The 26,123-nt window shown below is 73.5% G+C and carries 27 protein-coding genes; 8 read left to right on the top strand and 19 right to left on the bottom strand.

Annotation, left to right across the window (positions count from 1 at the left end; genetic code table 11):
• Positions 1-136 precede the first annotated feature (136 nt).
• The 6 genes from I8920_RS11480 to I8920_RS11455 all read right to left on the bottom strand — a co-directional run bounded on the left by I8920_RS11480 (position 137) and on the right by I8920_RS11455 (position 4,521).
• Positions 137-592: a MarR family winged helix-turn-helix transcriptional regulator gene (locus I8920_RS11480; protein WP_198656463.1), complete on the bottom strand. Its 456-nt coding sequence runs from the start codon at positions 590-592 to the stop codon at positions 137-139.
• 175 nt (positions 593-767) lie between these two features.
• Positions 768-1,418, bottom strand: coding sequence for a GntR family transcriptional regulator (locus tag I8920_RS11475; protein WP_198656462.1), 651 nt, complete (start codon positions 1,416-1,418; stop codon positions 768-770).
• A 130-nt stretch (positions 1,419-1,548) separates the two neighbouring features.
• A complete protein-coding gene (locus I8920_RS11470; RefSeq protein ID WP_198656461.1) occupies positions 1,549-2,001 on the bottom strand; it encodes a DUF1810 domain-containing protein in 453 nt (150 codons plus the stop codon).
• Positions 1,998-2,789 (bottom strand): YqjF family protein, encoded by a 792-nt coding sequence (locus tag I8920_RS11465; RefSeq protein ID WP_198656460.1) that lies wholly within the window; start codon positions 2,787-2,789, stop codon positions 1,998-2,000. The genes I8920_RS11470 and I8920_RS11465 overlap by 4 nt, the downstream gene beginning before the upstream one ends.
• Positions 2,786-3,184: a DoxX family protein gene (locus I8920_RS11460; protein ID WP_198656459.1), complete on the bottom strand. Its 399-nt coding sequence runs from the start codon at positions 3,182-3,184 to the stop codon at positions 2,786-2,788. Before I8920_RS11460 ends, I8920_RS11465 begins: the two co-directional genes overlap by 4 nt.
• A gap of 68 nt (positions 3,185-3,252) precedes the next feature.
• Positions 3,253-4,521 (bottom strand): bifunctional phosphopantothenoylcysteine decarboxylase/phosphopantothenate synthase, encoded by a 1,269-nt coding sequence (locus tag I8920_RS11455; RefSeq protein ID WP_198658736.1) that lies wholly within the window; start codon positions 4,519-4,521, stop codon positions 3,253-3,255.
• A gap of 64 nt (positions 4,522-4,585) precedes the next feature.
• On the opposite strand from I8920_RS11455, the gene I8920_RS11450 reads away from it, so the two are divergent.
• Positions 4,586-5,377: an NRDE family protein gene (locus I8920_RS11450; protein WP_198656458.1), complete on the top strand. Its 792-nt coding sequence runs from the start codon at positions 4,586-4,588 to the stop codon at positions 5,375-5,377.
• 71 nt (positions 5,378-5,448) lie between these two features.
• On the opposite strand, the gene I8920_RS11445 is transcribed toward I8920_RS11450, so the two are convergent.
• Complete coding sequence (locus tag I8920_RS11445) at positions 5,449-6,357, bottom strand: SDR family oxidoreductase (RefSeq protein WP_198656457.1); 909 nt, start codon at positions 6,355-6,357, stop codon at positions 5,449-5,451.
• A gap of 131 nt (positions 6,358-6,488) precedes the next feature.
• Here I8920_RS11445 and I8920_RS11440 point away from each other — a divergent pair, with 131 nt between their 5' ends.
• The 3 genes from I8920_RS11440 (at position 6,489) to I8920_RS11430 (ending at position 9,160) form a co-directional block, all read left to right on the top strand.
• Positions 6,489-7,598, top strand: coding sequence for an LLM class flavin-dependent oxidoreductase (locus I8920_RS11440; RefSeq protein ID WP_198656456.1), 1,110 nt, complete (start codon positions 6,489-6,491; stop codon positions 7,596-7,598).
• Positions 7,599-7,680: 82 nt separating this feature from the next.
• Positions 7,681-8,310, top strand: a complete 630-nt coding sequence (locus I8920_RS11435; RefSeq protein WP_198656455.1) for a hypothetical protein — start codon at positions 7,681-7,683, stop codon at positions 8,308-8,310.
• Between the two features lie 358 nt (positions 8,311-8,668).
• On the top strand, positions 8,669-9,160 hold the full coding sequence (locus I8920_RS11430) for a pyridoxamine 5'-phosphate oxidase family protein (protein ID WP_198656454.1): 492 nt from the start codon (positions 8,669-8,671) through the stop codon (positions 9,158-9,160).
• Between the two features lie 90 nt (positions 9,161-9,250).
• Here the strand turns inward: I8920_RS11430 and I8920_RS11425 are convergent, their stop codons facing one another.
• A complete protein-coding gene (locus I8920_RS11425) occupies positions 9,251-10,501 on the bottom strand; it encodes a hypothetical protein (protein WP_198656453.1) in 1,251 nt (416 codons plus the stop codon).
• A gap of 320 nt (positions 10,502-10,821) precedes the next feature.
• Between I8920_RS11425 and I8920_RS11420 the strand changes: the two genes are divergently transcribed.
• A complete protein-coding gene (locus I8920_RS11420; protein WP_198656452.1) occupies positions 10,822-11,208 on the top strand; it encodes a RidA family protein in 387 nt (128 codons plus the stop codon).
• A 15-nt stretch (positions 11,209-11,223) separates the two neighbouring features.
• Here I8920_RS11420 and I8920_RS11415 read toward each other — a convergent pair whose 3' ends face one another.
• The 5 genes from I8920_RS11415 to I8920_RS11395 form a co-directional block, all read right to left on the bottom strand.
• Positions 11,224-12,822: an N-acyl-D-amino-acid deacylase family protein gene (locus I8920_RS11415; RefSeq protein ID WP_198656451.1), complete on the bottom strand. Its 1,599-nt coding sequence runs from the start codon at positions 12,820-12,822 to the stop codon at positions 11,224-11,226.
• Complete coding sequence (locus I8920_RS11410) at positions 12,819-13,496, bottom strand: bifunctional 4-hydroxy-2-oxoglutarate aldolase/2-dehydro-3-deoxy-phosphogluconate aldolase (RefSeq protein WP_198656450.1); 678 nt, start codon at positions 13,494-13,496, stop codon at positions 12,819-12,821. Before I8920_RS11410 ends, I8920_RS11415 begins: the two co-directional genes overlap by 4 nt.
• 173 nt (positions 13,497-13,669) lie before the next feature.
• Positions 13,670-14,644 (bottom strand): sugar kinase, encoded by a 975-nt coding sequence (locus I8920_RS11405; RefSeq protein ID WP_198656449.1) that lies wholly within the window; start codon positions 14,642-14,644, stop codon positions 13,670-13,672.
• Positions 14,641-15,486 carry an IclR family transcriptional regulator gene (locus I8920_RS11400; RefSeq protein WP_232832883.1) on the bottom strand — a complete coding sequence of 282 codons (846 nt, stop codon included), beginning with the start codon at positions 15,484-15,486 and terminating at the stop codon, positions 14,641-14,643. The genes I8920_RS11405 and I8920_RS11400 overlap by 4 nt, the downstream gene beginning before the upstream one ends.
• Complete coding sequence (locus tag I8920_RS11395) at positions 15,486-16,691, bottom strand: alanine racemase (RefSeq protein ID WP_198656447.1); 1,206 nt, start codon at positions 16,689-16,691, stop codon at positions 15,486-15,488. Before I8920_RS11395 ends, I8920_RS11400 begins: the two co-directional genes overlap by 1 nt.
• A gap of 139 nt (positions 16,692-16,830) precedes the next feature.
• Between I8920_RS11395 and I8920_RS11390 the strand changes: the two genes are divergently transcribed.
• Both I8920_RS11390 and I8920_RS11385 read left to right on the top strand, forming a co-directional pair.
• A complete protein-coding gene (locus tag I8920_RS11390; RefSeq protein WP_198656446.1) occupies positions 16,831-18,240 on the top strand; it encodes an MFS transporter in 1,410 nt (469 codons plus the stop codon).
• 133 nt (positions 18,241-18,373) lie between these two features.
• Positions 18,374-19,150, top strand: a complete 777-nt coding sequence (locus I8920_RS11385) for an endonuclease/exonuclease/phosphatase family protein (protein ID WP_198656445.1) — start codon at positions 18,374-18,376, stop codon at positions 19,148-19,150.
• Positions 19,151-19,332: 182 nt separating this feature from the next.
• Here I8920_RS11385 and I8920_RS11380 read toward each other — a convergent pair whose 3' ends face one another.
• From I8920_RS11380 to I8920_RS11370, 3 genes are read right to left on the bottom strand one after another with little or no spacing between them, the layout of a single operon-like run.
• Positions 19,333-20,004 (bottom strand): methionine ABC transporter permease, encoded by a 672-nt coding sequence (locus I8920_RS11380; RefSeq protein WP_232832724.1) that lies wholly within the window; start codon positions 20,002-20,004, stop codon positions 19,333-19,335.
• Entirely contained in the window at positions 20,001-21,041 is a 1,041-nt protein-coding gene (locus tag I8920_RS11375; protein ID WP_198656444.1) for a methionine ABC transporter ATP-binding protein, read from the bottom strand. Before I8920_RS11375 ends, I8920_RS11380 begins: the two co-directional genes overlap by 4 nt.
• A complete protein-coding gene (locus tag I8920_RS11370) occupies positions 21,041-21,991 on the bottom strand; it encodes a MetQ/NlpA family ABC transporter substrate-binding protein (RefSeq protein WP_198656443.1) in 951 nt (316 codons plus the stop codon). Before I8920_RS11370 ends, I8920_RS11375 begins: the two co-directional genes overlap by 1 nt.
• Before the next feature lie 193 nt (positions 21,992-22,184).
• On the opposite strand from I8920_RS11370, the gene I8920_RS11365 reads away from it, so the two are divergent.
• On the top strand, positions 22,185-22,676 hold the full coding sequence (locus I8920_RS11365) for a 2'-5' RNA ligase family protein (RefSeq protein ID WP_198656442.1): 492 nt from the start codon (positions 22,185-22,187) through the stop codon (positions 22,674-22,676).
• 87 nt (positions 22,677-22,763) lie between these two features.
• Here the strand turns inward: I8920_RS11365 and I8920_RS11360 are convergent, their stop codons facing one another.
• The 3 genes from I8920_RS11360 to I8920_RS11350 all read right to left on the bottom strand — a co-directional run bounded on the left by I8920_RS11360 (position 22,764) and on the right by I8920_RS11350 (position 26,075).
• Positions 22,764-24,011 (bottom strand): D-arabinono-1,4-lactone oxidase, encoded by a 1,248-nt coding sequence (locus I8920_RS11360; RefSeq protein WP_198656441.1) that lies wholly within the window; start codon positions 24,009-24,011, stop codon positions 22,764-22,766.
• A 120-nt stretch (positions 24,012-24,131) separates the two neighbouring features.
• Positions 24,132-25,613, bottom strand: coding sequence for an MDR family MFS transporter (locus I8920_RS11355; protein ID WP_198656440.1), 1,482 nt, complete (start codon positions 25,611-25,613; stop codon positions 24,132-24,134).
• A 180-nt stretch (positions 25,614-25,793) separates the two neighbouring features.
• Positions 25,794-26,075 (bottom strand): acylphosphatase, encoded by a 282-nt coding sequence (locus tag I8920_RS11350; RefSeq protein ID WP_198656439.1) that lies wholly within the window; start codon positions 26,073-26,075, stop codon positions 25,794-25,796.
• Positions 26,076-26,123 lie beyond the last annotated feature (48 nt).

Here is a 26,123-nt window from a genome sequence, read left to right as displayed (position 1 = left end):
GCCGGGCGACCGTGGGGTGGTCGCCGTCAGGCGGAGCGGACACCATGACCGGGCAGCCTGGGCGGCCCGTCCAGGAACACTGGCAGAACGGTCCGTCCACCTGCTTGGTAACGGTTCGGTAACGGCCGGAGAGGCGTCAGAAGGTGTGAGGTTCCTGGGCGTGCTCACCCTGCGCGACGCGCTCGAGGGCGCCGAGCGCACTCGCGATGGCCTCGACGTCGTCGTCGTCGAGTTCGCCGATCAGCTCGGCGACGATGCCGGTGCGGTTCGCGCGGGCGCGTTCGACCGCCGCGATGCCCTCCGGTGTGGCCGAGACCATGAACGCCCGGCCGTCGCGCGGGTCGGCCTCGCGCTCGATGAACCCCCGCTGCTCGAGCTCGGTCAGGATGCGGGTCATGGTCGGCTTCGTGACGACCTCGATCCGCGACAGGTCGCCGGGGCGCAGGGGACCGTGACGCTGGATCGACGCGAGCGCCGACACGATCCCGTAGCCGAGCGACGCCGAGTCGGTGCGTGCCCGACGGTTGATCCGTCCGACCGCGGCGGCCAGGCGTGCGGCGACCTCGGTGCGGTCCGTCGGGCGGGTGCTCATGTGTGGCTCCGGGTGGGGGTTCGGGTGGTCGCTCGCGATGCTATCGGCTCCCGAGCGCCCCAGTCTGGGAGCGTCGCGGTCGTGGTGCGCCGGGTCCGGCCGGTCGCCGCGCACCGGGCTCCGCGGCGTCCAACGCCCTCGGAGCGCCTGTTCCTGTACGGCGGTACAGGAACGTTCAGCGCTTCTCGCCCGGCAGCTGGTGGATCGCCTCGGTCGCCAGCTCGGCCGCCACGTTGTCGCCCGACTCGGTCGCCGCGCGCAGGCGGCGGAAGTCCTCGGTCATCCGGTCCCAGTCGACCAGCTCGTCGAGGTTCGGCAGGCGCAGCCGGAAGGCCAGACCGTCCATCGTGTCGCGGCAGACGCGCTGCAGGTTCTCGTTGCCGCACTCGGCGACGTAGAGCGCGAAGACGTCGAGGGCGTCGTGGTTGACGGCCGGGACGTCGTGCGCCTCGAGCTCGGCGATGGTGGTGTCGAGCTGCGCCAGGATCTTCTTCCGGGCCGCTGCGCCGAGACGGGGGACCGCCAGGCGGACGACGCCGCCGAACAGCACGCCGAGCGTCTGCATCGCCTCGACGACCTCGGCCGGGTCCGGTGTGGTGACGCGGGTGTACCGGTTCGGTGCCATCTCGATCAGGCCGGCCCGGGACAGCTGGCTCAGGGCCTCGCGGATGGGGGTGCGCGAGACGCCGAGCCACGAGATGAGCTCGTCGTCGTTGAGCCGCTCACCGGGCAGCAGCGTGCCGTCCATGATCGCCGCGTGGATCTTGTGCCGCACGGTGTCGCGGAGCAGCTGGTGCTCGGTCGGGGCGCTGCGGGGGACCGGCATGCGTTCTCCTTCGGGGACGGGGCGGGCTGCCCGCCTCACCGTACCTGATATGGGACCGGTCTTGCGCTCGGCTCGAGGCCCGCCGTGCCCTCGACCCAGCGCTCGCTCCGGCGCCTGGTCCGGCCGCGGTTCAGCGGTCGTCGTCCGCCGCCTGGGACGACCCGCCGAGCAGTCGCGTCGTCGCCGGGTCGACGGCGCCGCCGTACCAGCGGTCGAGCACCGCGGAGAACGGCCGCGGGTCGTCGGCGACCGCGGCGAACAGGGTCGCCGACGACCGCAGCTTCACCGCGTCGGTGCCGCCGAGCACCGCGTCCGCCGACCGTCCAGGCGCCGCCGCGACGACCTCGGCGGCGGTCCGCAACCGGGTGCCGAGCACGGGGTGCGCCAGGTACGCCCGAGCCTCGTCGGCACCCGAGATCCCGTACCGCTCGGCGGTCGCACTCCGCCCGAGTCCGGCGAGCTGGGGGAACACGAACCACATCCAGTGGGACGTCTTGCGGCCGCGGCGGAGCTCGTCGAGTGCGACCTCGTGCACCCCGTCCTGCGCCCGGACGAAGCGCTCCAGGTCGAACGGGTCGGTCACCGGACCACCCCGCCCCAGCCGTACCGCACCGTGGTGCCGTCGACCACGAGCAGCGAGTCCGGCTCGCGGTCGAACAGGCCGGGCATCCCGACCGCGTCGGGCAGGTCGCCCTCGAGCCGGTCCAGGCGACCGGCCCGCGTGGTCAGCGGCGGGTGCTGGCGCTGCCAGAACAGCGTCTGCGTCAGGTACCGGGCGTGGATGCCCGCGCGCGTGGTGAGCTCGGCGGCCAGCGGGGTGTCGACGACCTCGCCCGCGGTCACCCGGACGGTCGCCGCGTGCCGGGGTCGTGCCGTCCCGGTCGTCCGGCCCGGGCGCAGGGAGCGTGCCCACCGGACCGGGTGCAGTGCGCGGGCCGGGTGCCGGACGGACCGGTGCGCCACGGTGTCACCGCGGCGGCCGGACCGGGCGTGCGAGAACGTGTACGGCACGCCGAGCAGCGCGTGCGCCGCGACGATGGCGGGGACGTTCGCCGTGTCCACGGTGCGGTAGGTCACTCCGCGACGGCCGTCGTCGTCCACCGTCAGGACCTCGATCGTCACCTCGCTCATCGTGCCGAGCCGGCCGGCGGACGGGAACGGCGGCACCCGGGTCTCGCGGAACACGTAGGCGGACAGGCCGACCCACGCACTGCCGTCGACCACGTCCGGCCGCGTCCCGCGCGGGACGAGCCGCTGCAGCGCCGCCGGGTCGGACCGCCAGTGCGCGAAGACGATGTCCTCCCAGGCGTGCTGCGTGACCGGCCGGTGCAGCAACGGCACCGCCGCACGGGTCCACGACGGCTGGTTCACGGCTTCGAGGCGTGGCGGGCGACGCGCACGGCCCACAGCACGAGAGGCGCCTGCAGGGGGAGCCGGAGCACCGAGACGATCCGCATCGTCCGGCTCGACCGGGGGTGGTCGAGCAGGTCGCTCGCCATCTTGAGGTTGGCCGGGAACACCGCCGCGAACAGTGCAGCGGCCGCCCACCCCGAGGTCCGTCGCGCGGCCGGGACCACCAGACCGGTGGCGATGGCGAGCTCGGCGACGCCCGAGGCCAGGGTCGTCAGGCGCGGCGGCAGGGCGTCGGGGACGATCCGGTCGTAGCCGCGCGGGCGCAGGAAGTGGGTGACGCCGGCCCCGCCGAGGATCACCGCGAGGATGGTGGCCGTGCGGTCGGCACGCCGGGCCCGCTCACGTCGTCGCATGGCCCCATCGTGCTCGCCCCTGCTCGGGAGCGGCCGGAGGTGTCGCGGGTGCGGCGGGCGCGTCGGGCTCAGGTGAGGGCGGTCGCCACCAGGTCGAGGACCGCCGTCGCCACCTCGGCCTTGGTGCCGGAGGTCTCCCGCACCACCTCGCCACCGGGCACGAGGACCTCGATGGCGTTCTCCTCGCGCTCGAACCCCGCCGACCAGCCGACGTGGTTCACGACGAGCAGGTCGGCCGGCTTGCGGGCGATCTTGGCGCGGCCGAGCTCGATCCGGGCGGCGCGGTCGGGCTCGGTCTCGGCGGCGAACCCGACGATGATCTGCCCCGTCCGCCGCGCCGCGACCAGCTCGGCCAGGACGTCCGGGTTCCGCACGAGCTCGAGCGTCATGTGCTCGCCCTGCGCGTCCTTCTTGAGCTTCTCGGCGTGCACCTCGGCCGGCCGGTAGTCCGCCACGGCGGCCGTCATCACCACCACGTCGGCCTGCTCCGCCGCGCGGTGCACGGCCTCGGCGAGCTCGAGCGCCGATCCCACCGGCACGACGGTGGCGTCCAGCGCGTCGGTGGTCGCGGCGTCGATGTTCGCCGCCACGAGGGTCACGGCTGCGCCGCGACGGACGGCGTCGGCTGCGATCGCCAGGCCCTGCCGTCCGCTCGACCGGTTGCCGACGAAGCGCACCGGGTCGACGGGTTCCCGCGTGCCGCCGGCGCTGACGACGACGCGGACGCCCGCCAGGTCGCCCTGCTCGCCGCGGGCACCGGTGCCGGCCTGGAGGCCCGGGTCGACCCCGGCGCGTCGGCCCCCGTCGGTCGGGTGGTCGAGCACCGCGAGTGCCGCGGCGACGATGTCCTCCGGCTCCGCCATCCGACCGATGCCGGCGTCGTCGCCCGTGAGCGCACCGACGACCGGCCCGACCAGGTGCACGCCGCGCTCGCGCAGGGTGGCGACGTTCGCCCGGGTGGCCGGGTGCTCCCACATCTGCGGGTGCATCGCCGGCGCGACGACGACGGGGGCCTCGGTGGCGAGCAGCGTCGTGCCGAGCAGGTCGCTCGCCAGGCCGCCCGCCATCCGCGCCAGCGAGTCGGCGGTGGCCGGGGCGATGACGACGAGGTCGGCGCGGCGGCCGAGTGCGACGTGCCGGACCTCGGCGACGTCGTCCCAGACGCTCGTGGTGACCGGGTTGCGGCTGAGGGCCTCGAGCGTCGGCAGGCCGACGAAGCGCAGGGCGCCCTCGGTCGGGACGACGTGCACGTCGTGGCCGCGCTTGACGAGGTCGCGGACGACCCCGACGGCCTTGTAGGCGGCGATGCCCCCGGTGATCCCCACGATGACGGTCAGGGCGCGCTCAGCTGGTGCGTTCACCCGGCTCACGCTACCGGGACCACGTGCGAGGATCGAGGGCATGTGCACCGTCGTCGTCCGCGTCGACCCCGGGGCCGCGTGGCCCGTCACCGTGCTCGCCCTGCGGGACGAGTCGCCCGAGCGTCCCTGGGACCCGCCGGCGGCCTGGTGGCCGGACCGCGACCCGAGCGTGCGCGGTGTCCGTGACCGTTCCGCGGGCGGCGCGTGGCTCGCGGCGTCCGACCGGGCCGGCCTGGCGGTGGTGCTCAACCGGTCGGAGGCGGTGCCGAGCGACGACGGCACGTGGACGACCCGGGGCGTGCTGCCGGTCGACGCCCTCGCCGACGACCACCTGCCGGGTGACGACGGCGTGCTGCCGACCACCCGGGCGTTCAACCTCGTGCGCGCGACGGCCGAGGGCGCGTCGGTCCTGACCTGGGACGGCGAACGGGTGCGCACCACCGAGCTCGGACCCGGCGTCCACATGGTCACGCACGGCGAGGCCGACGACCCGGCGGCTCCGCGGATCGGCCGGTGGCTCGGTGCCTTCCGCGCGGTCGACGCGCCCGTCGGTCCGCCCGAGCTCGGCCCGTTCGACGAGCTGCGGGCCGCCGATGCCGGCACCGACGCGGGGGACGGCTGGAGCGGCTGGTTCGGGGTGCTGGCGGATTCGGCCGCGCTGCCCACCGACCACCCCGACGCCATCCTGCGCGACGCGCACGAGGCCGAGGGACACATGACGACCCTGTCGATCGTCGCCGCGGCGATCGGTCCCGACCGCACCGTGCTGCAGCACGCCCGGCTGGCCGACCCCGGTCGGCTCGACGGGTCGGTGGAGCTGCACCGGGCCTGACGGGCGCCGCGGGGCGGAGCCGGGCCGGGCCTCCCGTCCGCGCGACCGCACCGTCCCGGCGGCGCGAGGGGTCAGAACGGCGCGCGCGTCCCGGTGAGGTCCTCGGCGACCGCCCACAGGGAGCGGGCGAGGTCGGCGCTGCGGGCCGAGCCGGGGATCGACACGGTGGTGGCGGGGCCGGACATGCCGAACGCGCCGGACGGACCGTAGTAGGCGCCGCCCACCGCGTTCGGTCCGACGGCGGCGTAGAGCAGCGGCTCGGTGCCCTGCTCCACGCTCTGCGCGAAGGGCATCTGCCGGTCACCGGAGCGACCCGACCCGGACCGTCCGAGCGACCGGCCGTTCGCCATGAGGTTCGTGCGGGTGATGCCGGGGTGCGCGGCGGTGCTGAGCAAGGGGACGTCGGCCTCGACGGTCAGGCGGTGCAGGTGCAGCGCGAGGAGCAGGTCGGCGAGCTTCGACTGCCCGTAGGCACGCCAGCCGTTGTAGCCGCGCTCCCACTGCAGGTCGCGGAACCGGATGCTGCCGCCCATCGCCGCCAGGCTCGACATCGTCGTGACCCGCGGGGCCTCGGCGCGGAGCAGTGCGGGCAGCAGCAGGTTCGTCAGCGCGAACGGCCCGAGGAAGTTCGTCGCGAGCTGCAGCTCGAAGCCGTCGACGGTCTCGATGCGGCGCGGCGGGGCCATCACGCCGGCGTTGTTCACCAGGACGTCGACCGGGCGGTCCTCGTCGGCGATGCCGGCGGCGAAGCGCCGCACGCTCGCGAGGTCGGCGAGGTCGAGTTCACGGACCTCGAGGTCGGCGTCGGGGTGGGCCGCGCGGATGTCGGCCGCGGCGGCGTCGCCCTTCCCGGTGTCGCGCACCGCGAGCACGACGCTCGCGCCGGCGGTCGCCAGGCGGAGCGCGGCTTCTCGGCCGGTGCCGCTGTTGGCGCCGGTCACGACGATGCGGCGTCCGGTCTGGTCAGGGAGGATCGGCATGTCGGTGACCGTACACGCGCCACGTGCGTCGCAGCCGCGCGGGCTGCGGGGTGCGGCCGCTGGTGCGTGCGCCGCGGCCGCGTCCGTGGTAGTTTGATGCAAACGCATGGAAGTGCGACCAGGAGGAGACCATGAGCAACGCATTCGGTACCGACCGCCCCTCGGACGTGCCGCCGCCCGCACCCGACCGGGTCGGCCCCCTGCAGCTCGGGCTCGACACCTTCGGCGACGTCACCGAGCGTGCCGACGGCAGCCTGCAGTCCGACGCGCAGAGCATCCGCGACGTCGTCGACCAGGCCGTCCTCGCCGACCAGGTGGGCGTCGACTTCATCGGCGTCGGGGAGCACCACCGCGCCGACTTCGTGGTGAGCGCGCCCGAGGTCGTCCTCGCCGCGATCGCCGCGTCGACCTCGAAGATCCGCATGGGATCGGCGGTCACCGTACTGTCCTCCGATGACCCGGTCCGCGTGTACGAGCGGTTCGCCACCGTCGACGCCCTGTCGAACGGCCGCGCCGAGGTCATCCTGGGTCGTGGCTCCTTCACCGAGTCGTTCCCCCTGTTCGGCTACGAGCTGAGCGACTACGAGGTCCTGTTCGAGGAGAAGCTCCAGCTCTGGGCAGCGCTGCGCGGCGGCGACGCCGTCACGTGGTCCGGCACGAAGCGCGCGAGCCTGGTCGACCAGGACGTCTTCCCGAAGCTCGAGCACGGCGCCATCCCCACCTGGATCGGCGTCGGCGGATCCCCGCAGTCGGTCATCCGTGCGGCCTCGTACGGCCTGCCGTTGTTCCTCGCCATCATCGGCGGGCAGCCCGCGCAGTTCGCCCCGTTCTCGCGCCTGTACCGCCAGGCACTGGCACAGCTCGAGCTTCCGCAGCAGCCCATCGCGATGCACTCGCCGGGCTTCGTGGCCGCCACCGACGAAGAGGCCGCCGAGCGCTACTGGCCGTACCACAAGGCCGTCACCGACCAGCTCGGCCGGGAGCGCGGCTGGCCGCCCCTCGACGTCGCCGGCTACCGCGCGAGCCTGTCGGCCGGCGGGTCGCTCTACGTCGGGTCTCCGGAGACGGTCGCCCGCAAGATCGCGCGCAACATGCGGATCCTCGGCGCCTCGCGCTTCGACATGCGGTACGCCACGGGGCGTCTGCCGCACGCCGACATGATGCGCTCGATCGAGCTCTACGGCACGCAGGTCGCGCCGCGGGTGCGCGAGCTGCTGGCGCAGCCCGTCCCCGTCGCCTAGCCGCGCGGCGGGCGCGCCAGCCGGGAGGCCCGCACCGGCCCGCCGTGATCGCCTCACGGCGGCGCCGGGTACGGTCCACGGCATGCCCTCACGTCCCAGCACCTCCCACGTCGAGCGTCGGTTCCGCGGCCGGATCATGGGCGTCGGCACGACCTCGGGCGTGCGGATCGTCGTCGGCATGTGGGAGCAGTCGCCGTTCGGCGCGTTCACGGACGTGTTCCTCGAGCTGCCCGACGGCACGAGTGTGCTGCTCGCCCCCGACGAGATCGTCGCCGCGTACGTCTCCGGCACCTACCGCTTCGACACCGTCTCGGTCGTCGACGTCCGTGCCCGCCGGACCGCCAGCGGCCTCGAACTGTCGGCCGGGGCACTGGAGGCGTCGATCGACGTCGGCGGCATCTCGCCGCTCGGCCGGATCCTGCGCATCGTGCCGAAGCCCGTCGCGCGGGACCCGCGCTGGCTCGCCGCGATCGACCCCGTCGCGCGTCTGGTCGCGCCCGGTTCCGGCACCGCGGGCTCGGCGGGCAACGGCCGCCGCGAGTACTACGGCGTGACCGGGGCGCACGACGTCACCGGTGTGCGCGGCAGCTGGGCGGGGGAGCCGCTCGGGGAACTCGCGCCGCTCGACCCACCCGTGGCGTTCGGCTTCGCCTCGATGCCCCGGATCCCGCAGGTCGTCGACGTCGAGACCACGATCCGCGAGCCCGCCTGACCCCGGTCGCGCCGGGTGCGTGCGCGCGCATGTCCCGACGATCGACGCGTCGAACGTCTCGTGTCCCGTCGCTCCGTGCACCTGCATCCGGTGCGGGTGCATGCATCGACGATCCACCCGGCGATCGACGCGTGGATCGTCGCCCGGTGCACACGCATCGGCAGCGTGCGGGCTCGGGAGCCGGCGCGCGCCGGGCGGGAGCCGACCGGCGGACGTGCGCCGGGCCTCCAGACCGACCCGCTCGCCACGCCGGGCTGACGCGTCCAGCGCTCGAGGGGCAGACTGGTCGGAACGGTACGGCCCCGTGCACCGACGGTCGCACGTCGGCGGAGCGGGGCGCATGACGCAAAGGAGCACCATGACCGACACCCAGACCGACCAGCGCGCCGCCATCTCGGACATCGTCCACGGCGCCCGCACGGCACTGCTCACCACCGTGAGCGAGGACGGCAACCTGCACGCCAGACCCCTCGCCGTGCAGGACAAGACCTTCCACGGGACCCTGCGGTTCCTGGTGCAGGACGGCAGCGAGAAGGTCGAGGACATCGCGCGGAACCCGCACGTCAACGTCGCCATCGAGTCGCAGGGCGGGTACCTGTCGATCGCCGGCACGGCCACCGTGACCCGGGACGACTCCGTGGTCGACGAACTGTGGTCCCCGTTCGCCGAGGCCTGGTTCCCCCAGGGACGTCAGGACCCGTCGATCCGACTCCTGACGGTCGAGGGGGTGTCGGTCGAGTACTGGACCCAGGACACCGGACCGGTCGGCAGCCTGGTGCAGATGTTCAAGGCCGCGATCGGCAAGCAGAGCCAGCCGGACACCGGCGACCACGGCACGGTCGAGCTCTGACCGCCAGCCGCTGACGCGGAACGACGGAGCCGGTGTCGCACGACACCGGCTCCGTCGTCCCGCGTCTGCACGCGTCCCGCGCCCGTCGCCCTACGGCGGGCCGAGCAACCACAGCACCGCCACGAGCACCGGCTGCCCGGCGAGCGCCGCCGTCACGAAGGTCCGGCGCATCCACGGCTTCGCCACCAGCTCGGGCGAGCCGAACAGGGGTGCCAGCGGCATGAGCAGCCGCGGGGTCGACGCCATCGGGAGCGACACCGCGAAGATGTACAGCGCGTAGGCCGCCGAGTACAGCACCGTGGTGGACCCGAGCCGCAGCGTCGACCGCCGCAGCAGCCAGACCGGGTAGGCCACGAGCAGGAACACCACGATGAGGACGCCGCCCACCCCGAGCCAGCGTACGGCGATCAGGAACCACGGGGTCATCGGCACGAACTCCACCCGACCGATGAAGTTCACCCACCAGGACATCTCGGTCTCCAGGTAGGCGTCCGGCGTCCCGGTCACGTGCGAGGCGATCACCGGCCAGGCGAGCCCGGCGGCGACCATCGTCAGACCGGCGGCCACGACCCGGACCTGTTCCCGCAGCGGGAACGTCTCGAGCACCCGACCGTCAGCACGCCGGGCACGGATCCAGCGGACGAGTGCGACGACGCCGAGCACGAGGGGGATCGCCAACGCACCGGGACGGGTGAACGCGGCGACGACCCCGAGCACGGTGACGAGTCCGTACCGCCGTCGCTCCAGGGCGAGCAGCGCACCGAACGTCAGCGCGAGGAAGGTGCTCTCGGCGTAGCCGACCTGCAGCAGGAACGACAGCGGACCGCACGCGAAGAAGAAGACCGCCCACATCGCCGCCGCGTGCCCCGTCCGATCGCGCACCAGGCGGTACAGCAGGGCGGTCGCCACCAGGCCGGCGACCGTGGCGACGATCGGCGCGCCGACCTCGAACGGCAGCCCGGTCGAGATGGTCAGCAGGCGGATGGCGAAGGGGAACGCGGGCAGGAAGGCCCACGCGTTCTGCGCGACGTTGCCTGCGGCGTCGAGGGGGAGCGTGTCGGGGTACCCGTGCAACGAGATCTGCTCGTAGTACTGCCCGTCCCACGCCACCAGGAACGCCCCGAAGCCGTGGCCGTCGCCCCAGACCCCGTTCTCGGGCATCGCACGGGCGGCGAGCGGGAACGCGATGAGGAGCCAGAACGTCGACAACACCCGTCCGCCGGCCCAGACGAGCAGGACCGCGGCCCACGCGGGCAGCGAGGTGGCGAGGTCGATCGCCCGTCGGCGAGCCGAGGCGGTGCCGGCGCCGACGACCACGCCGGCGTCGTCGAGCCGGCTCACGCGTGGGCTCCTCGGCGCTCGGGCAGGCGGGTCGACACCCGCCCAGGGTAGTCGTCCCCGGCTTGGGAACCCGCCCGGTGGGCCACCGACCGCGTCACGCGGCGGACGGCGTCGGGGCGCGGCGTGCGTCCTGCAGGCCGCGACGGTTCGGGCACGGTCTGGAGGCGCGGCGTGCGTCCTGCGGACCGCAACGGTTCGGGCACGGTCTGGAGGCGCGGCGTGCGTTGTGCAGGCCGCAACGCCTCGCGCGGGTGCCCGGGTCCACCCGGTGCGTGCCGCCTAGCCTGGAGGCCCACCCACCGACACCGCGAGGAGCCACCGTGCCGAAGACCGCCATCGTGACCGACAACGCCCCCAAGCCCGCCGGGCCCTACAGCCAGGGCATCGTGGCGAACGGGTTCATCTACACCGCCGGGTTCGGCCCGCAGGACCCGACGACCGGGGCCATGGCCGACGACGTCGCCGGGCAGACGGCGCAGGTGCTGGCGAACGTGGCCGCGGTGCTCGCCGAGCACGGGGCCACCCTCGACGACGTCGTCAAGGCCACCGTGCACCTCGAGCACTCCGACCGTGACTTCGCGGCGTTCAACGAGGAGTACGCGAAGCACTTCACCCAGCCGTACCCGGTCCGCACGACGGTGCAGTCGCACCTGGCGGGCATCCTGGTCGAGATCGACGTCGTGGCGGTGCTGCCCGGGACGGAGTGACCGGCGGCCGCCGGCTCACCGGCCCCCGGTGCCCGACCCGACGTGACCTCGGTCGCGACGGATCCCGGCGCCGGGGGTCGCGTGCGTCAGGGCGCCGTCCGCCAGGACCGGGACGCCTGCGACCAGCACGTCGTCGATGCCGTCGGCCAGCTGCATCGGGTGCTCGTACGTCGCGTTCGCCCGGACCCGACCCGGGTCGACCACCACGAGGTCGGCCACCGCGCCGACCGCGACCGAGCCCCGACGACCGAGCCGCAGGTGCTCGACCGCCGACGTCGACAGGTGCCGCTGTGCCTGCGCCCACGTGGACCGGCCGGTCACGGCGTACTGCTCGAGGTACCGCGCGAAGGTGCCGTACGCCCGCGGGTGCGGGTGCGTCCCGACGAAGATGCCGTCCGACCCGGCTGTGTGCGCCGGCAGCCGGAACAGCGGCGCGAGCTCGTCGGCCGTGCGGGGACGCGGCACGCGCATCACCGCGGTGACCTGCGACCGCGCGGCGACGAGCACGTCCAGGGCCAGGTCGACGGGGGCGCGTCCGGTCGCGGCGGCGGCGGCCGCGAGGGTCCGGCCCTGCAAGGCGTGGAAGGCGGCCGCGGGCACGTGCGAGAGCGTGACCTGCTCGGCCCAGTCGGTCCCGAGGTCCGCGCGGGACGTCACGCGGGCGAGCACCTCGGCCCGGACTCGGTCACGGCCACCGGCGTCCGCGAGCGCTCGTGCGAGGTCGTCGGTGCCGGGGCGGGCGAGGGCCGCCGGCAGGAGCAGCATCGACAGGATCGTGCACCCCCGCGAGTACGGGTAGGCGTCGAACGTCATCGGCGCACCGTCTGCTGCCAGGTCGGCGAGTGCCGCCACGGCGAGGTCGACGGGCGCGTGCAGGTGGGAGACGTGGGTCCGGACGCCCGTTCGCCGAGCGACCTCGGCCAGTTCGTCGAGGCCGGCGCGGGCGTTCCCCTCGTACCCGCCCCGCATGTGCGAGACGGCGACGGCGTCGACGGCAGCCACCTCGGTGCACAGGGCGGCGATCTCGTCGGTGTCGGCGAACAGCCCAGGGACGTAGTCGAGCCCGGTCGAGAGGCCGACCGCCCCGGCGGCGAGTCCGTCGCGCACGAGGCCGCGCATGGCGTCGATCTGGTCGGCGCTCGCCGGTGCCGGGTCGTCGCCCATGACCTCGTGCCGGACCGTGCCGGCCGGCACGAGGGTCGCGACGTTGATCGGTGTCGTGCCGTCGTACCCGTCGAGCAGCGCGCCGATGCCACCGCCCCGGTACGTCGGGTGCGGGCCGTCGATCGCGGCGAAGTACCGGTCGGCGTAGCTGCCGTCGCCCGGTGCCGGTCCGACGCCGTCCTGCCCGGTGACGACGGTGGTGACGCCCTGGCGCAGGAGCGCGAGCTGCACCGCAGGGTCGGACACCGACGACCCGGCGTGCGAGTGCGCATCGACGAACCCGGGCATGACGAACCGACCGTCGCACCGCACCCGCTGTGCCCCGACGGGGACGTCGAGTCCGGTGCCGACCGCTCGCACCACGCCGTCGACGACGAGCACGTCCGCCCGGACCCGCTCGTCGTCGGGGCCGAGCACCGCGCCGCCGTGCAGCAGGACGGCGGTGGTCATCGGCGGAGCGCCGCGGTGAGGCGTTCCGCGCGGCTGCGGAGGGCGTCGAGGTCGCCGGTGGACAGCGCGTCACCGACCAACGGCGAGCCGAGTCCCACCGCGACGGCGCCGGCTGCCAGGTAGTCGGCGGCGTCGTCGACACCGATCCCGCCGGTGGGGACGACGTCCACGAAGTCGAGCGGGGCGAGCACCTGCCGCAGGAACGCCGGGCCACCGAGCTGTGCCGCCGGGAAGACCTTGACGGCGCGGGCCCCGAGGCGCCAGGCGCGGACGATCTCGGTCGGTGTCGCGGCGCCCGGGTACCACCCGAGGCCGCGTTCGTGAGCCCGTTCCGCGAGGTCGGGGTCCAGGTGCGGGCTCACCGCGAAGCTCGCCCCGGCTGCGGCGGCCTCGTCGATCTGCCGGACGTCCAGCACCGTGCCCACCCCGACCGACACCGCGCTGCCGTGCTGGCTGACCGCGCGCTCGATGCCGTCGCGCCAGCCGGGGGTGTTCGTCGTGATCTCGATGGCGGTCACGCCGCACCCGACCAGGGTGTCGACGACGTCGTGCACGTGCGGACCGGTGCCGCCGCGCAGGATCGCGACGGCCGGGCCGGCCTGGTGGCGGTGGCGGGCGTCGTCCCGCGGCCCGGGGACCCCGGTGCTGTCGCTGGTCGTGGTGCGGTCGGTCATCGGGACGCTCCCTCTCGTGGGACGACGGGCGGGTGCCCGGACGGCGTGTGGGTGGTGCGGTGGTGGTGGTGGCGGTGGCGGTGGCGGTGGCGGTGGCGGGCGGTAGTGGTGGTGGTGGTGGTGGTGGTGGCGGTGGTGCGGCGGTGAGGGGGTGTGCGGTGCGGTGCGGCGGTTCAGCGGTCGACCCGGTCGTGCACGGCGTGGTCGCTGCCCGGAGGCGCCCCGCGGTGCAGGGCACCGGCGTCCGGCCGCTCCCAGTCACCCGCGACCGTGCAGGCGAGCGCCCCGGTGTCGGCGGCGCGGTCGAGCGCCTCGGCCGGGCTGACTCCGGCGAGGGTCGCGGCGAGCCACCCCGCGACGAACGCGTCGCCGGCACCGACGGGGTCGACCACGTGCACCGGGGTCGCTGGGCGGCGCAGGAGCACGCCGTCGATCGAGGCCACCGCGCCGCGCGACCCGAGCTTCACGATCGCTCGGCCGCCGGCGACTTCCGCGAGCCCGTGCGCGAGTGCCTCGTCGTCACCGTCGTGCTCGTCGCGCCCGAGCACGAGCCGGGCTTCGTCGTCGCCGGCGAACACCACGGCGGCACGGCTCGCCACCCGTCGGTAGTGGGTGCGGGCCGCCTCCGCGTCGATGAGCTTCGGACGGTGGTTGACGTCGAACGACACCGGGACACCTGCTGCCGTCGCGCGGTCGACCGCCGCGGCCACGGTCTCCCGCGCGGAGTCGGAGAGCGCGAGCGTGATGCCGGTCAGGTGCAGGAGCGCCGCCGACTCGACGATGCTGGCGGGCAGGTCGTCCGGTGTCAGTGCCGCGCCTGCCGACCCCCGGCGGTGGTAGGTCACGCGGGTGCGGCCGTCGTGCAGCCGCTCCTTCATCATGATCCCGGTCGACCGCTCCGGGTCGGGCACCGCGACGACGTCCACGCCCTCGCCGCCGATGTCGCCCGCCACACGGTCGCCGGCCGGGTCGGTGCCGACACGTCCCAACCAGGTGGTGGGCACGCCGGCCCGGACGAGTCCGATCGCGACGTTGCTCTCCGCCCCACCCGTGTCGACCCGCATCTGTCGCAGGTCGGGCACGGCACCGACGTCCTGACCGGTCAGGAGCAGCATGGTCTCGCCGAAGGTGAACACCGAACCGGTCATCGGGCACCCCGGGCGAGGGCGAGCTGCGCCGACGAGGACCCGAGCGCCACCGAGATCTCGCGGGCCGTCCGGACGACCCCGTCGCCGAGTTCGCGGACCGCCGCTGCGGGGAAGCGCGAGGCGAGCCCCGAGATGCTCATCGCGCCGACGACCTGGTTCGCGTGGTCGAACACCGGCGCCGCGACGCAGCGGATGTCCGGTTCGTTCTCGCGGTCGTCGATGCCGTAGCCCCGACCGTGGGTGCGGTCGACCTCGGTCCGCCAGCGGTCGTCGTCGGTGATGGTGTGCTCGGTCACGGCCCGTGCCGGCTCCGCGAGCACGCGGCCGAGCAGCTCCGGCTCGCCGAACGCCACGATCGCCTTGCCCGAGGCGGTGTTGCGCATCGGCAGGCGGTTGCCGATCCTCGACCCCATCCGCACGGTGCCGCGGGTCTCGACCTTGTCGACGTACACGATGTCGGTGCCGTCGGGCACGACCAGGTGGCAGGTGAGGCCGGTCTGCTCGGCGGTCCGCCGCAGGAACGGCGCGGCGGCCGAGCGCAGGTCGATGCCCTCCAGGTAGCTCTGGCCGAGCAGCAGGGCTCCGAGCCCCAGCGTGAACCCGGCGTCCGGCGTGCGGCGCAGCAGGTCGTTCTCGAGCATCGGAGCCGTCAGCCGGAGCACGGTCGACTTCGCCGTGCCGAGCTCCGCGGCCAGTTCGGTCAGGCTCACCGACGGTTCCCCCGTACGGGTGCGTTCGGCGATGCAGTCGAGCAACCGGAGCGCCCGCCGCAGCGACAGCGCGGCGTTCCGGACCGGCGTCCCGCCGTCGAGGGGCTCGGCGGACCCGGGTGCGGCACCCATCAGAACCACGTCGCGATCGTCCGGACCACGGTGTCGTCGTCGTCGAGCACGTGCACCTGCCGCCACTTGTCGAACACCGTGCAGGGGTGCGAGATCCCGAACACGACGACGTCCCCGGGCGTGAGGGTCGGTGCCCCGTCGCCGGACGCCAGGTAGCAGTGCTGGTCGTCGAGGCGGGTGACGGTGACCGCCCCGGGTGGTGGGACGACCGGCGCGGCTGCAGCCGTGCCTCCCGGCCGGACCTGTCGGACCACCGGCAGTCCCTCGTCGAACGAGATGTCGCGCTTGCCGACGGCGACGAAGGCGAGCCCGGGTTCCGGGCAACTGGTGACACGCCCCCAGACCTCGATGGCGGCGCGCAGCGAGCCCTCGGCGGGTTGCCGCCCGAAGGGTGTGCGTTCGGCGTAGAAGCCGTCGTCGTGGACCAGTGACGCACCGGAGCGCAGCAGCACGTCGAGGTCGTCCGGACGGGCGGTGACCGCGTCGACGACGGCGTCGAACCAGGCGCTGCCGCCCATGCTCAGCAGGGCGCGGGGGCCGGGGACCAAGGGGCGGACGGCGAGGGCGACGGCGAGCACACCGGCGACGTACGTGCGGGCGGCGTCGACGCCGGGGAGCCCGCCCTCGTAGCCGGAGACGCCGCGGAGCACGAGCCCGGCGGCGTGAGCGCGCTCGGCCAGGTCGCGTGCCTCGGCGGGGGAGCGGACCCCGGTGCGTCCGCCGGGGAACCCGACCTCGACCAGGACGTGCAGTTCGCCGTCGACGGCCTCCTGCGCAGCGACACCGGCGGCGACGCCGGCCGTCGAGTCGACGCAGCAGAGGACGTCGGCACCGGGGTCGACCGACCGGCGCGACGCCAGCCAGGCGAGCCCCGCGGGATCGAGGACCTCGTTCGCGACCAGGATCCGGTGCACGCCGTGCTCCCAGGCGACCATCGCTTGCTGCACGGAGGCGACCGTGACGCCCCAGGCGCCCGCGGCGATCTGGTCCGCGGCGAGCTCCGGCGCCATGTGCGTCTTCATGTGCGGCGCGAAGAGCAGGCCGTGTCGGTCGACGTAGGCCTGCATGACCGCGGTGTTGTGCGCGAGCGCGGAGGCACGCAGGGTCATCACGGGCAGGTGGGCGTCGTCGAGCACATGGTGCGGCGTCGGGGCCGCCGGGGACCACGCGCCCTTGGCGGTCACCGTGGCGGGTGCGATCGGCATCGGTCCTCCTGGTCGTCGTGGTGCCACCACGCTCCCGCCCCGACGGGTCGCGGGGCAACGGCTCCGTCGCGCTCATTCTGCAATGCAGAAGGACCGGCTGCCAGGGTGGGCTGCCGCACGGGCATAGGCTCGTACAGCGATGACGACGACGGCGACGACACCCAGACGGCGGACGGGCAGCACGGCGGTCGCCGTGCTCGTCGCCGGGACCTTCTTCATGGAGCTCCTGGACGGCACGATCCTGGCGACCGCGGCCCCGGCGATGGGACGTGACCTCGGGGTCGACTCCGCCGCGGTCGGGGTCGCGATCACCGCGTACCTCGTCACCCTCGCGGTCTTCATCCCGGTGTCCGGCTGGCTGACCGACCGGATCGGCTCCCGCACGGTCTTCGCCGGCGCGATCGCCCTGTTCACCATCGCGTCCGCCCTGTGCGCGATGTCGACCGGCCTGGTCGAGCTGACGCTGTGGCGCATCCTGCAGGGGCTCGGTGGCGCACTCATGGTGCCCGTCGGCCGGCTCGTCGTGCTCCGGAGCGCCGGACGCGAACAGCTCGTCACCGCCATCGCGATCCTGACGTGGCCGGCCCTCGCCGCCCCGATCATCGCCCCGTTCCTCGGCGGTGTGCTCGTCGAGACCCTGACGTGGCACTGGATCTTCCTCATCAACATCCCGCTCGGGGTCGTCGCCTTCGTCGCGGCCCTGGTGCTCGTGCCGCAGGAACGCGCCGCCCAGCGCGTGCCCTTCGACTGGTTCGGGTCGCTGCTCGCCTGCGTGGGGCTCGGGTCGCTCGTGGTGATGGCGTCGCTGCTCGCGCTCGACGTCGTGCCGGTCGTCGCCGTGGTCGTCTCCGGTGTCCTCGGCGCGGTGTGCTGCTGGTTCGCCGTCCGGCACTTCCGCCGCGCACCGCACCCGATCATGGGACTGGACGCGTTCCGCCTCGAGACCTTCCGGGTGTCGCACGCCGGCGGCAGCCTGTTCCGTCTGGCCGTGTCGGCCGTGCCGTTCGTGCTGCCGCTGCTGTTCCAGGACGCCTGGGGCTGGAGCGCGGTGCTCGCCGGGTCCGCCGTGCTCTGGGTCTTCGTCGGCAACCTCGGCATCAAGCCGATGACCACGCCGTTCCTGCGGTGGTTCGGCTACCGCCCGGTGATCATCGTGTCGTCGGCGGTCGCAGCGCTCAGTGTCGTCGCGATGGCGTTCATGACCCGTGAGACGCCGTTCTGGGTGCTCGCGGTGCTGCTCGTCGTCAGTGGTGCCGCCCGGTCGGTGGGGTTCACGGCCTACAACACCATCGCCTTCGCCGACGTCGAGCAGGCGGACATGACGCCGGCCAACACGCTGTCCTCGACGCTGCAGCAGACCGCCGCCGGGTTCGGCGTCGCCGTCGCCGCCGTCGTCATCCGCGCGGCCTCCGGGTTGGGCGGCGACGGACCGTACGCGGTCGCGTTCTGGGTCATCGCCGCCCTGCTCGCGGTCGCCTGCCTCGAGGGCGTCCTGATGAGCCGTACAGCGGGCGAGACGATCCGCCCGGCACGCCGTGTCCGCGCCTGACCGGGGCGCTGTCCGTTCTCGTCACGGTCACACGGAGGGGACCCGCCAGGCGTTACAGTCTCAGCATCCGCTTGCGAACGCCGAGTACGGTGACCGCGGCAGGGTGACCGGACCGCCCGGACAGGAAGGCAGCATGGCCGCGCCAGAGCAGCAGAGCACGATCGCGACGGACCAGTCCGTGCAGCCCATCCAGCTCCGTGTCGTCAGCTACAACCTCCGCGAGCACACCGCCAACGGCGAGCTCGCCGCCCTGGCCGAGGCGTCGGACGCCGACGTCCTGTGCGTGCAGGAGTGCGACAGCAACGACCTGGCGCCGTCGATCGGTGGCCTCTCGCTCGCCGCCTCCACCCGCACCAACCGCCTCGGGCTCGCGATCTACAAGCGCGACGACCGCTTCGAGGTGCAGGACTTCAGCATCCACTCGCTGCAGAAGTCCCTGCACGACCGGGTGCTCGCCCCCGCGCACGAGCGGCTCATCGCGATGCACCTGCGCGACACCGAGGCCGACGCCGAGGTCGTCGTGGCCTCGTTCCACGCCTCGCCGCTGACCGCCACCAACTCGCTCCGCCGCAAGCAGATCGAGGCGGCGCACCAGTTCCTGCGCGACCTGGCGAAGGACGTGCCGGCGATCATGGTCGGCGACTTCAACTACCCGTGGTTCCAGACGAACCTGCGGCGCAAGATCGAGCAGCACGGCTTCGCGCTCTCGCTGTCGGACCAGCCGACGTACCTGCGCTACCGCAAGTTCACGGGGCACTTCGACTTCGCGACGAGTGTCGGTTTGCACATCGCCGGCGTCGAGACCCTGCCGGCCGGCATCTCCGACCACCGCCCGATCCTGGTGCGAGCCCACTACGAGCACCCGGGCGAGACCGGCGCCGTCACCACCGTCGAGGCCCCGGCCGCCTGACGCGCACGGCGCGGGCGCCGCGGCGCCCGCGAGATCGCACTTCGGCCGGTCTCCCGGCCGGTGAGCCGGGACGAACTGCGATCTCGACTACCCGGCGCCCCGCGCCCGACGCACGCACGGGAGGCCCGGTGCCGGTCTCGTGGACCGGCACCGGGCCTCCAGGCGGTCGCCCCGCCCCGGCGTCAACGACGCAGGGTCGCCCGGGCCAGACGGTTGCCGATGAACTGGCCGAGCTGCACGATGACCACGATCGCCGCCACCGAGACGTAGACGATCCACCAGTCGTACCGCTGCGAGCCGTACACGATCGCGTACTCGCCGAGGCCACCGCCGCCGATGAGCGCCCCCTGCGCCGTCATGTCCACGATCCCCACGAAGATGAACGTGTACCCGAGGATGAGCGGTCCGACGCCCTCCGGGATGAGCACCGTCAGCAGGATGGAGAGCGGGTGTGCGCCCGACGCCCGCGCCGCCTCGACCACGCCCGGGTCGACCGCGAGCAGGTTCTGCTCGACGATGCGGGACACCGCGAACGATGCCGCCAACGAGATCGCGAAGGTCACCGCCGGCACGCCGATGGTGGTCTGCACGGCCACGCGGGACAGGGGCGCGATCGCGGCGAGGAAGATCACGAACGGGATCGGCCGGACGATGTTCACGAGCACGTTGACGATCGTGTAGACCGCCCGGTTGCCCAGCAGGTTGCCCGGCCGGGTGGCGTACAGGACCAGGCCGAGTGCGAGGCCCACGACCCCGGCGACGACGAGGGAGACCAGCGTCATCACGAGGGTGTCACGGATCGCGGCGAAGAACACGTCGGACGTGTCGATCACGCTCTGGAAGCCGTCGTTCACGCTGCCACCTCCTCGTCGACGGTGATGCCGCCGGACCGCAGGGCCCCGACCGCACGGTCGGCGGCTGCGGGGTCGGGTGCGGTCAGTTCGTAGGTGAGCGAGCCGATCCGGCGCTCCCGGATCTCGCCCACCCCGCCGTACACGAGCTCGGCGGTGACGCCGGCGTCGCGGAAGGCCGCGTCGACGCGGTTCTGCAGGCCGGCCTCGTCGGTGATCTGCACGGTGACGAGGCGACCCGGGTGGCGGTCGCGCAGGCGTCGGAGCGTCTCGGCGGACGGGCGGTCGTGCAGCGCCGTGCGGACGAAGCGCTGTGCGGCACCGGTCTGCGGGTTCGCGAACACGTCGTACACGTCGCCGACCTCGACCACCCGGCCCTGCTCCATCACGGCGACGCGGTCGGCGATCTGCCGGACGGCGTCCATCTCGTGCGTGATGACGATGATGGTGACGCCGAGCTCCCGGTTCACCCGACGGAGCAGCCCGAGCACCTCGGACGTCGTCTCGGGGTCCAGGGCGCTGGTCGCCTCGTCGGCCAGGAGCAGGTCGGGCGACGCCGCGAGCGCACGGGCGATGCCGACACGCTGCTTCTGCCCACCGGACAGCTGCTCCGGGTACGCGTGGGCACGTTCGAGCAGGCCGACGAAGTCGAGCAGTTCCGCCACGCGACGGTTCCGCTCCTCCTTCGGCACGCCGGCGACCTTGAGCGGGTACGCCACGTTGCCGGCGATCGTGCGGGACCGGAACAGGTTGAACTGCTGGAAGATCATCCCGATGTTGCGACGCGCCAGACGGCGGTCCCGCTCCGGGATCGCCGTCAGCTCGCGGCCCGCGACGGTCACCGTGCCGGCGCTCGGCAGCTCGAGCGCGTTGACCAGGCGGACCAGGGTGGACTTGCCGGCGCCGGAGTACCCGATGACGCCGAGGACCTCGCCCTGGTGCACGTCCAGGGAGACGTCCTCGACGGCCACCACGCTCTCGCCGGTGTCGGCGCGGCGGTAGTGCTTCGAGACGCCGCGGAGTTCGACGAGGACCGGCACTACTGCTTGGCCGCCTTCGCGTCCTGCTCGACCTCGGCGAGCTCGTCCTGCAGGGTCTCCGCGCTCTCGTCGCGGGCGACGGCCTCGGGCAGGTCCTTCGCGAAGGCCTGCTGCACGGCGTCGTCCTGGAACAGCTCCGCCAGGTCCAGGTAGGTCTCGTCGTCCTTGTCCTCGTCACGGACGGCGAACACGTTGACGTACGGGGCAGCGCTCGCGCTCGAGGGGTCGTCCTGGTAGATCGCGTCCGAGATCGGCAGGCCGGCGGCGGTGGCGAAGTTGTTGTTCACGACGGCCGCGTCGACCGACCCCTGCTGCAGGGCGTTCGCGGTCTGCGAGGCGTCGAGGGTCTGCACGTCGACCTGCTTCGTCTCGATGTCGTCGGTGGTCGAGAACGCCGAGCCGCCGTCCTCGAGCGTGATGAGGTCGGCCGCCTGCAGGATGAGCAGCGCGCGGGCCTGGTTGATCGAGTCGTTCGGGATCGCGACCTTCGCGTTCTCGGGCAGTTCCGACGGCTCGTCGTACTTCGTCGAGTAGAGGGGCAGCGGGTACACGGCGGTGGAGCCGATCGGCTGCAGGTCGTCGTTCGAGGTGACGTTGTAGTCCGCGAGGTACTGGATGTGCTGGAACTGGTTGATGTCCAGCTGGCCGTCCTTCAGCGCCGGGTTCGGCAGCGAGTAGTCGGAGAAGTTCGTCAGCTTCACCGTGACGCCCAGTCGCTCCTTCGCGAGCTCCGTGTAGGTGTCCCAGTAGCCGAGCGACTTGTCCGCGACGCCGATCGTGACGGTCTTGCCGGCACCGTCCCCGGCGGCCGCACCGCTGCTGCCTCCGGAGCGGAGCGCTCCGACGACGACGGCGACGACGATCGCCACCACGACGATCGCGGCGGCGACGATCCAGCCGATCGGGCGCTTGCCCTTCGGCTTCTCGGGCAGTGTGGGGGCTGCGGACATGCTGGTGCTCCTCGTGGGCCGTGCGGTGGGGGAGCCGCGGTGGTCCGCGGCGTGGAGTCGAGTGTGACGCGCGCCCGGCGACGGTGCGAGTTCCGTTCCGCTGTGTTACATCCGCGGCACGGACGCATCCCGTCACGGACGCAGCCACGACGGGATGCGTCCGCGTCACGGCGCAGCTTGGTTGACTCGGTCCGTGCGCAGCATCGAACTCGTCCTCGACCAGGAGTCGGACGCCGCCGTGCGGACGGCGTGGCAGGCACTGGTCGACGCCGACCTGCCGAGCCTGGGGCGGTCCGCCACGAACAGCCCGCACGTCACGCTGGCCGCCGGCGACGGCCTGCCGGTCCCGAGCGGCTTCGACGTCCCGGTCCCCACGACCCTGCGGCTCGGCGGGGTCCTGCTGTTCCCGGCCGGACCGGACCGATCGGTGCTGGTGCGGGCCGTGGTCGTCGATCCGGCGCTCGCGGACTTCCACCGTGCCGTGCACCGCACCGCGCCGGGTGGGGTCGACACCTCGCTGCCCGGCGCGTGGTCGCCGCACGTCTCGTTCGCCCGCCGGGTGCGCGACCAGGACCTGGGCGCCGCGGTGGCCGCGCTCCGCGGCGCGCCGCTGCCCGAGGTGCTGACCGTGGGCGGCGTGCGCCACTGGGACGGGGTGTCGAAGACGGTCACGCCCGTGGCGTGACCGTCGGGGCCGGCGGGTGGCGGGCCTCCCGGCCGGCGCGCGGCGCGCAGCTGCGCCGGTCCACGCGGCTCTGCCTGGAGGCCCGGGTCAGGTCCCGAGCACCCGCTCGCCGAACGCGGATGCGAACGTCCGCTCCGGGTCCGCGCGGGCCACGAGGTCGCGGAAGTCCGCCAGGCGCGGGTAGAGCGCGGCGATGGCGGCCCCGTCGAGGGAGCTCATCTTGCCCCAGTGCGGTCGGCCGCCGAACGGTGCCAACCGGGCCTCGAGGTCGGGCAGGAGCGCGGCGACCTCCGCCGGGTGCTTCTTCCAGGTGAAGGCGATGCAGAGCACGTCCTCGCCCTGGCTCGGGCTCAGCCACAGGTCGTCGGCGGCCATCGTCCGCAGCTCGGACACGTGCAGGTGCGGCTGGATCCGGTCGGCCAGGCCGCGCAGGGCGTCGAGCGCGGAGGCCGCGTGCCGGAGCGGGACGAAGTGCTCGCTCTGCACCTCGGAACCGTGGCTCGGCACCGAGCCGATGGGGAAGTGCGGCAGGCGGTCCCACCACGGACCGACGCTGCCGTCGCGGGCCGTGCGGTGGTCGTCACCGGGCGCTCCCGGCAGCCGGGGCGCGCCGAAGAGCTCCTCGGGCACCGGCACGTCGTCGGCGTCGACGGGGACGCGCGTCTTGAGCAGGACCTCGCTGACCTCGTCGCCGAACACCGTGTACGAGCACACCGAGTCCGCTGCGGCGTGCACCTCGGCGACGAGGGCGGTGAAGGTGTCCCACGGGATCGAACCGTAGGCGTCCTGTCGCATGCGGTAGGCGGGCTCGACGTCGAGCGTGACCCGGGTGACGATCCCGAGCAGGCCCAGGTGCAGCACCGCGCCGTCGAAGGCGGGGTCGTCGCGGTCGACGGTCCGCACCGATCCGTCGGGGCCGATCACCTCGAACGCGCGCACCGCCGTGCTCAGGGAACCGAGGGCGGTGCCGGAGCCGTGTGTGCCCGTCGCGACCGCCCCGCCCACGGAGATGTGCGGCAGCGACCCCATGTTGTGCAGGGCGGCGCCGGCGCGGTCGAGGTCAGGCGCGACGACGCCGTACCGGGTACCGGCGCCGAGGGTCGCGGTCTGCCGGTCGGGGTCGACGACCAGGTCCGTGGGGATCGCGGTGAGGTCGAGCAGGACCCCCGGGGCGTCGGCGACGTCGTTGAACGAGTGCCGGGTGCCGAGGCCGTGCACCCGTCGGGAGCGTGCGACGAGCTCGGCGGCCTCGTCGACGGACCCCGGACGTGCCACGTGCTCGGCCGTGTAGGTGACCGTGCCGGACCAGTTCAGCTCGCGCGCCGTCGACCGCATGCCGTCAGCCTGCCACGCCGCCGACGGGACGGGACGGGAGGACGCAGAAGACGCCGGGTGGCGGCTGCCGACCCGACGTCTCCTACGCACTCGGTGTGCGCGTCCGCTGGTGCGCGTCCGCTAGTGCACGGGCGGCGGCGTGGGTGCACCCTCGGCGACGGCCGGGCGGCGGACGAACACCGACGCCAGGATGCCGAACAGCGAGATCACCGCACCGACCAGGAACGCCGTCTGCACGCCGGACGCGGTGGCCACGGCGGCGCCCTCGGCACCCGAACCCTCGACCGCGGTCGCGGCGCCGATGGTCAGGAGCGTGACGAACAGGGCGGTGCCGGCCGCACCCGCCAGCTGCTGCGCCGTGCCGAGCACCGCACTGCCGTGCGAGTACAGCTTCGGGGGCAGGCCGCCGAGCGCCGCGGTGAACAGCGGGGTGAAGGTCAGTGCCAGGCCGACGCTCAGCACGACGTGCGCGGCGAGCACGAACCCGACGCTGGTGTCGACACCGACCGTGGAGAGGGCCCAGAGCACGCCGCTCACGATGATCGATCCGGGGATCAGGAGCACGCGCGGGCCGTGGCGGTCGTAGATGCGCCCGACGATGGGGGAGAGCAGCCCCATGAGCAGACCGCCGGGCAGCAGGAGCAGGCCGACCTGGAGCACCTCGAGCCCGAGGACCCGCTCGAGGTAGATCGGCAGCAGGATCAGCGTGCCGAACATCGCCATGAAGCTCAGGCCCATCGCGACGATCGGCACCGTGAAGCCGCGGGTGCGGAAGGTGCGGAGGTCGAGCAGGGCGCGGTCGGCACGCTGCAGCCGCGTCTGGCGGACGATGAAGACCGCGAGTGCGACGGCGCCGACGACCAGGGCGGTGATCGGGACGAGCGGGCCGGTGGTGCCGGCTTCGCCCAGGCTCGAGAGCCCGTAGACGATGCCGCCGAACGCGAAGGCGGACAGCACGACCGAGAGCACGTCGATCGGGGCACGGCGCGGGGTCGAGACGTTCTGCACCTTGACCAGGCCGAGGATCAGCGCGGCGATCGCGATCGGGAGCACGAAGCCGAACAGCCAGCGCCACGAGAACGCGTTGAGGATGAGGCCGGAGATGGTCGGACCGATCGCGGGGGCGACCGAGATGACGATCGAGATGTTGCCCATGATGCGGCCGCGGTGCGCCGGGTCGATGAGCGTCAGGACGGTCGTCATGAGCAGCGGCATCATGATCGCGGTCCCGCTGGCCTGCACGATGCGGCCGACCAGCAGCAGCGTGAAGCCGGGGGCGAGCAGGGCGATGAGCGTGCCTGCGGAGAACAGCCCCATCGCCCAGAGGAAGACGGGCCGGGTGTTGAAGCGCTGCAGCAGGAAGCCGGTGATGGGGATCACGACGGCCATGGTGAGCAGGAAGCCCGTGGTCAGCCACTGCCCGGTGGCGGCGCTGATCCCGAGGTCCTGCATCAGGCGGGGCAGTGCCACACCCATGATCGTCTCGTTGAGGATGACGACGAACGCGGACACGAGCAGCAGCCCGATCACGAGTCGGGTCTCGGCAGCGGACGGCTGCGAGACGCTTCCCGTGCGGGGGGCGGAATCGACGGCCTGGGTCATGCGGGGGCTCCTGGTGGTTCACGACTGGTGGAACTGGGGTGGCGCAGGTCGCGCAGACAGGGCAACCGCCTGAGTGGATGCGATTATTCCGCTTCGTGCCGACATCCGCAGGTGAACGATCGGTGCCGGTCGGAGCGAGCGGTGCCGAGGGTGCCGGGCCGGGCGTGCTGGGCCTGTCGGTCAGCGCAGGACGGCGAACTCGTCGGCGTCGACCCGCGGTGCGACGCTGCGGAGCGTCACGTCGGTCACGGTCGCCGACGGCGGGCCGGTCCGCAGGCACGCGACCAGCGAGTCGACGGCGTCCGACGGCCCCTCGGCCTCGACCTCGACCGTGCCGTCCCAGAGGTTCCTGGCGTAGCCGACCAGGTCGAGCCCGTCGGCCTTCGTGGCGGTCCAGTACCGGAAGCCGACACCCTGGACGGTCCCCGACACCACGGCGTGCACCCTCGTCACCGTCGTCATGTCGTCCACGGTAACGGCGTCACCCGCTCGGCAGTTTTCGTCCCCGTG

It is taken from the genome of Curtobacterium sp. YC1, from assembly GCF_016267665.1.
GTDB lineage: Bacteria > Actinomycetota > Actinomycetes > Actinomycetales > Microbacteriaceae > Curtobacterium.
The sequence above is the reverse complement of the archived record's forward strand: the minus strand, read 5'-3'. Positions and strand labels throughout refer to the sequence as shown.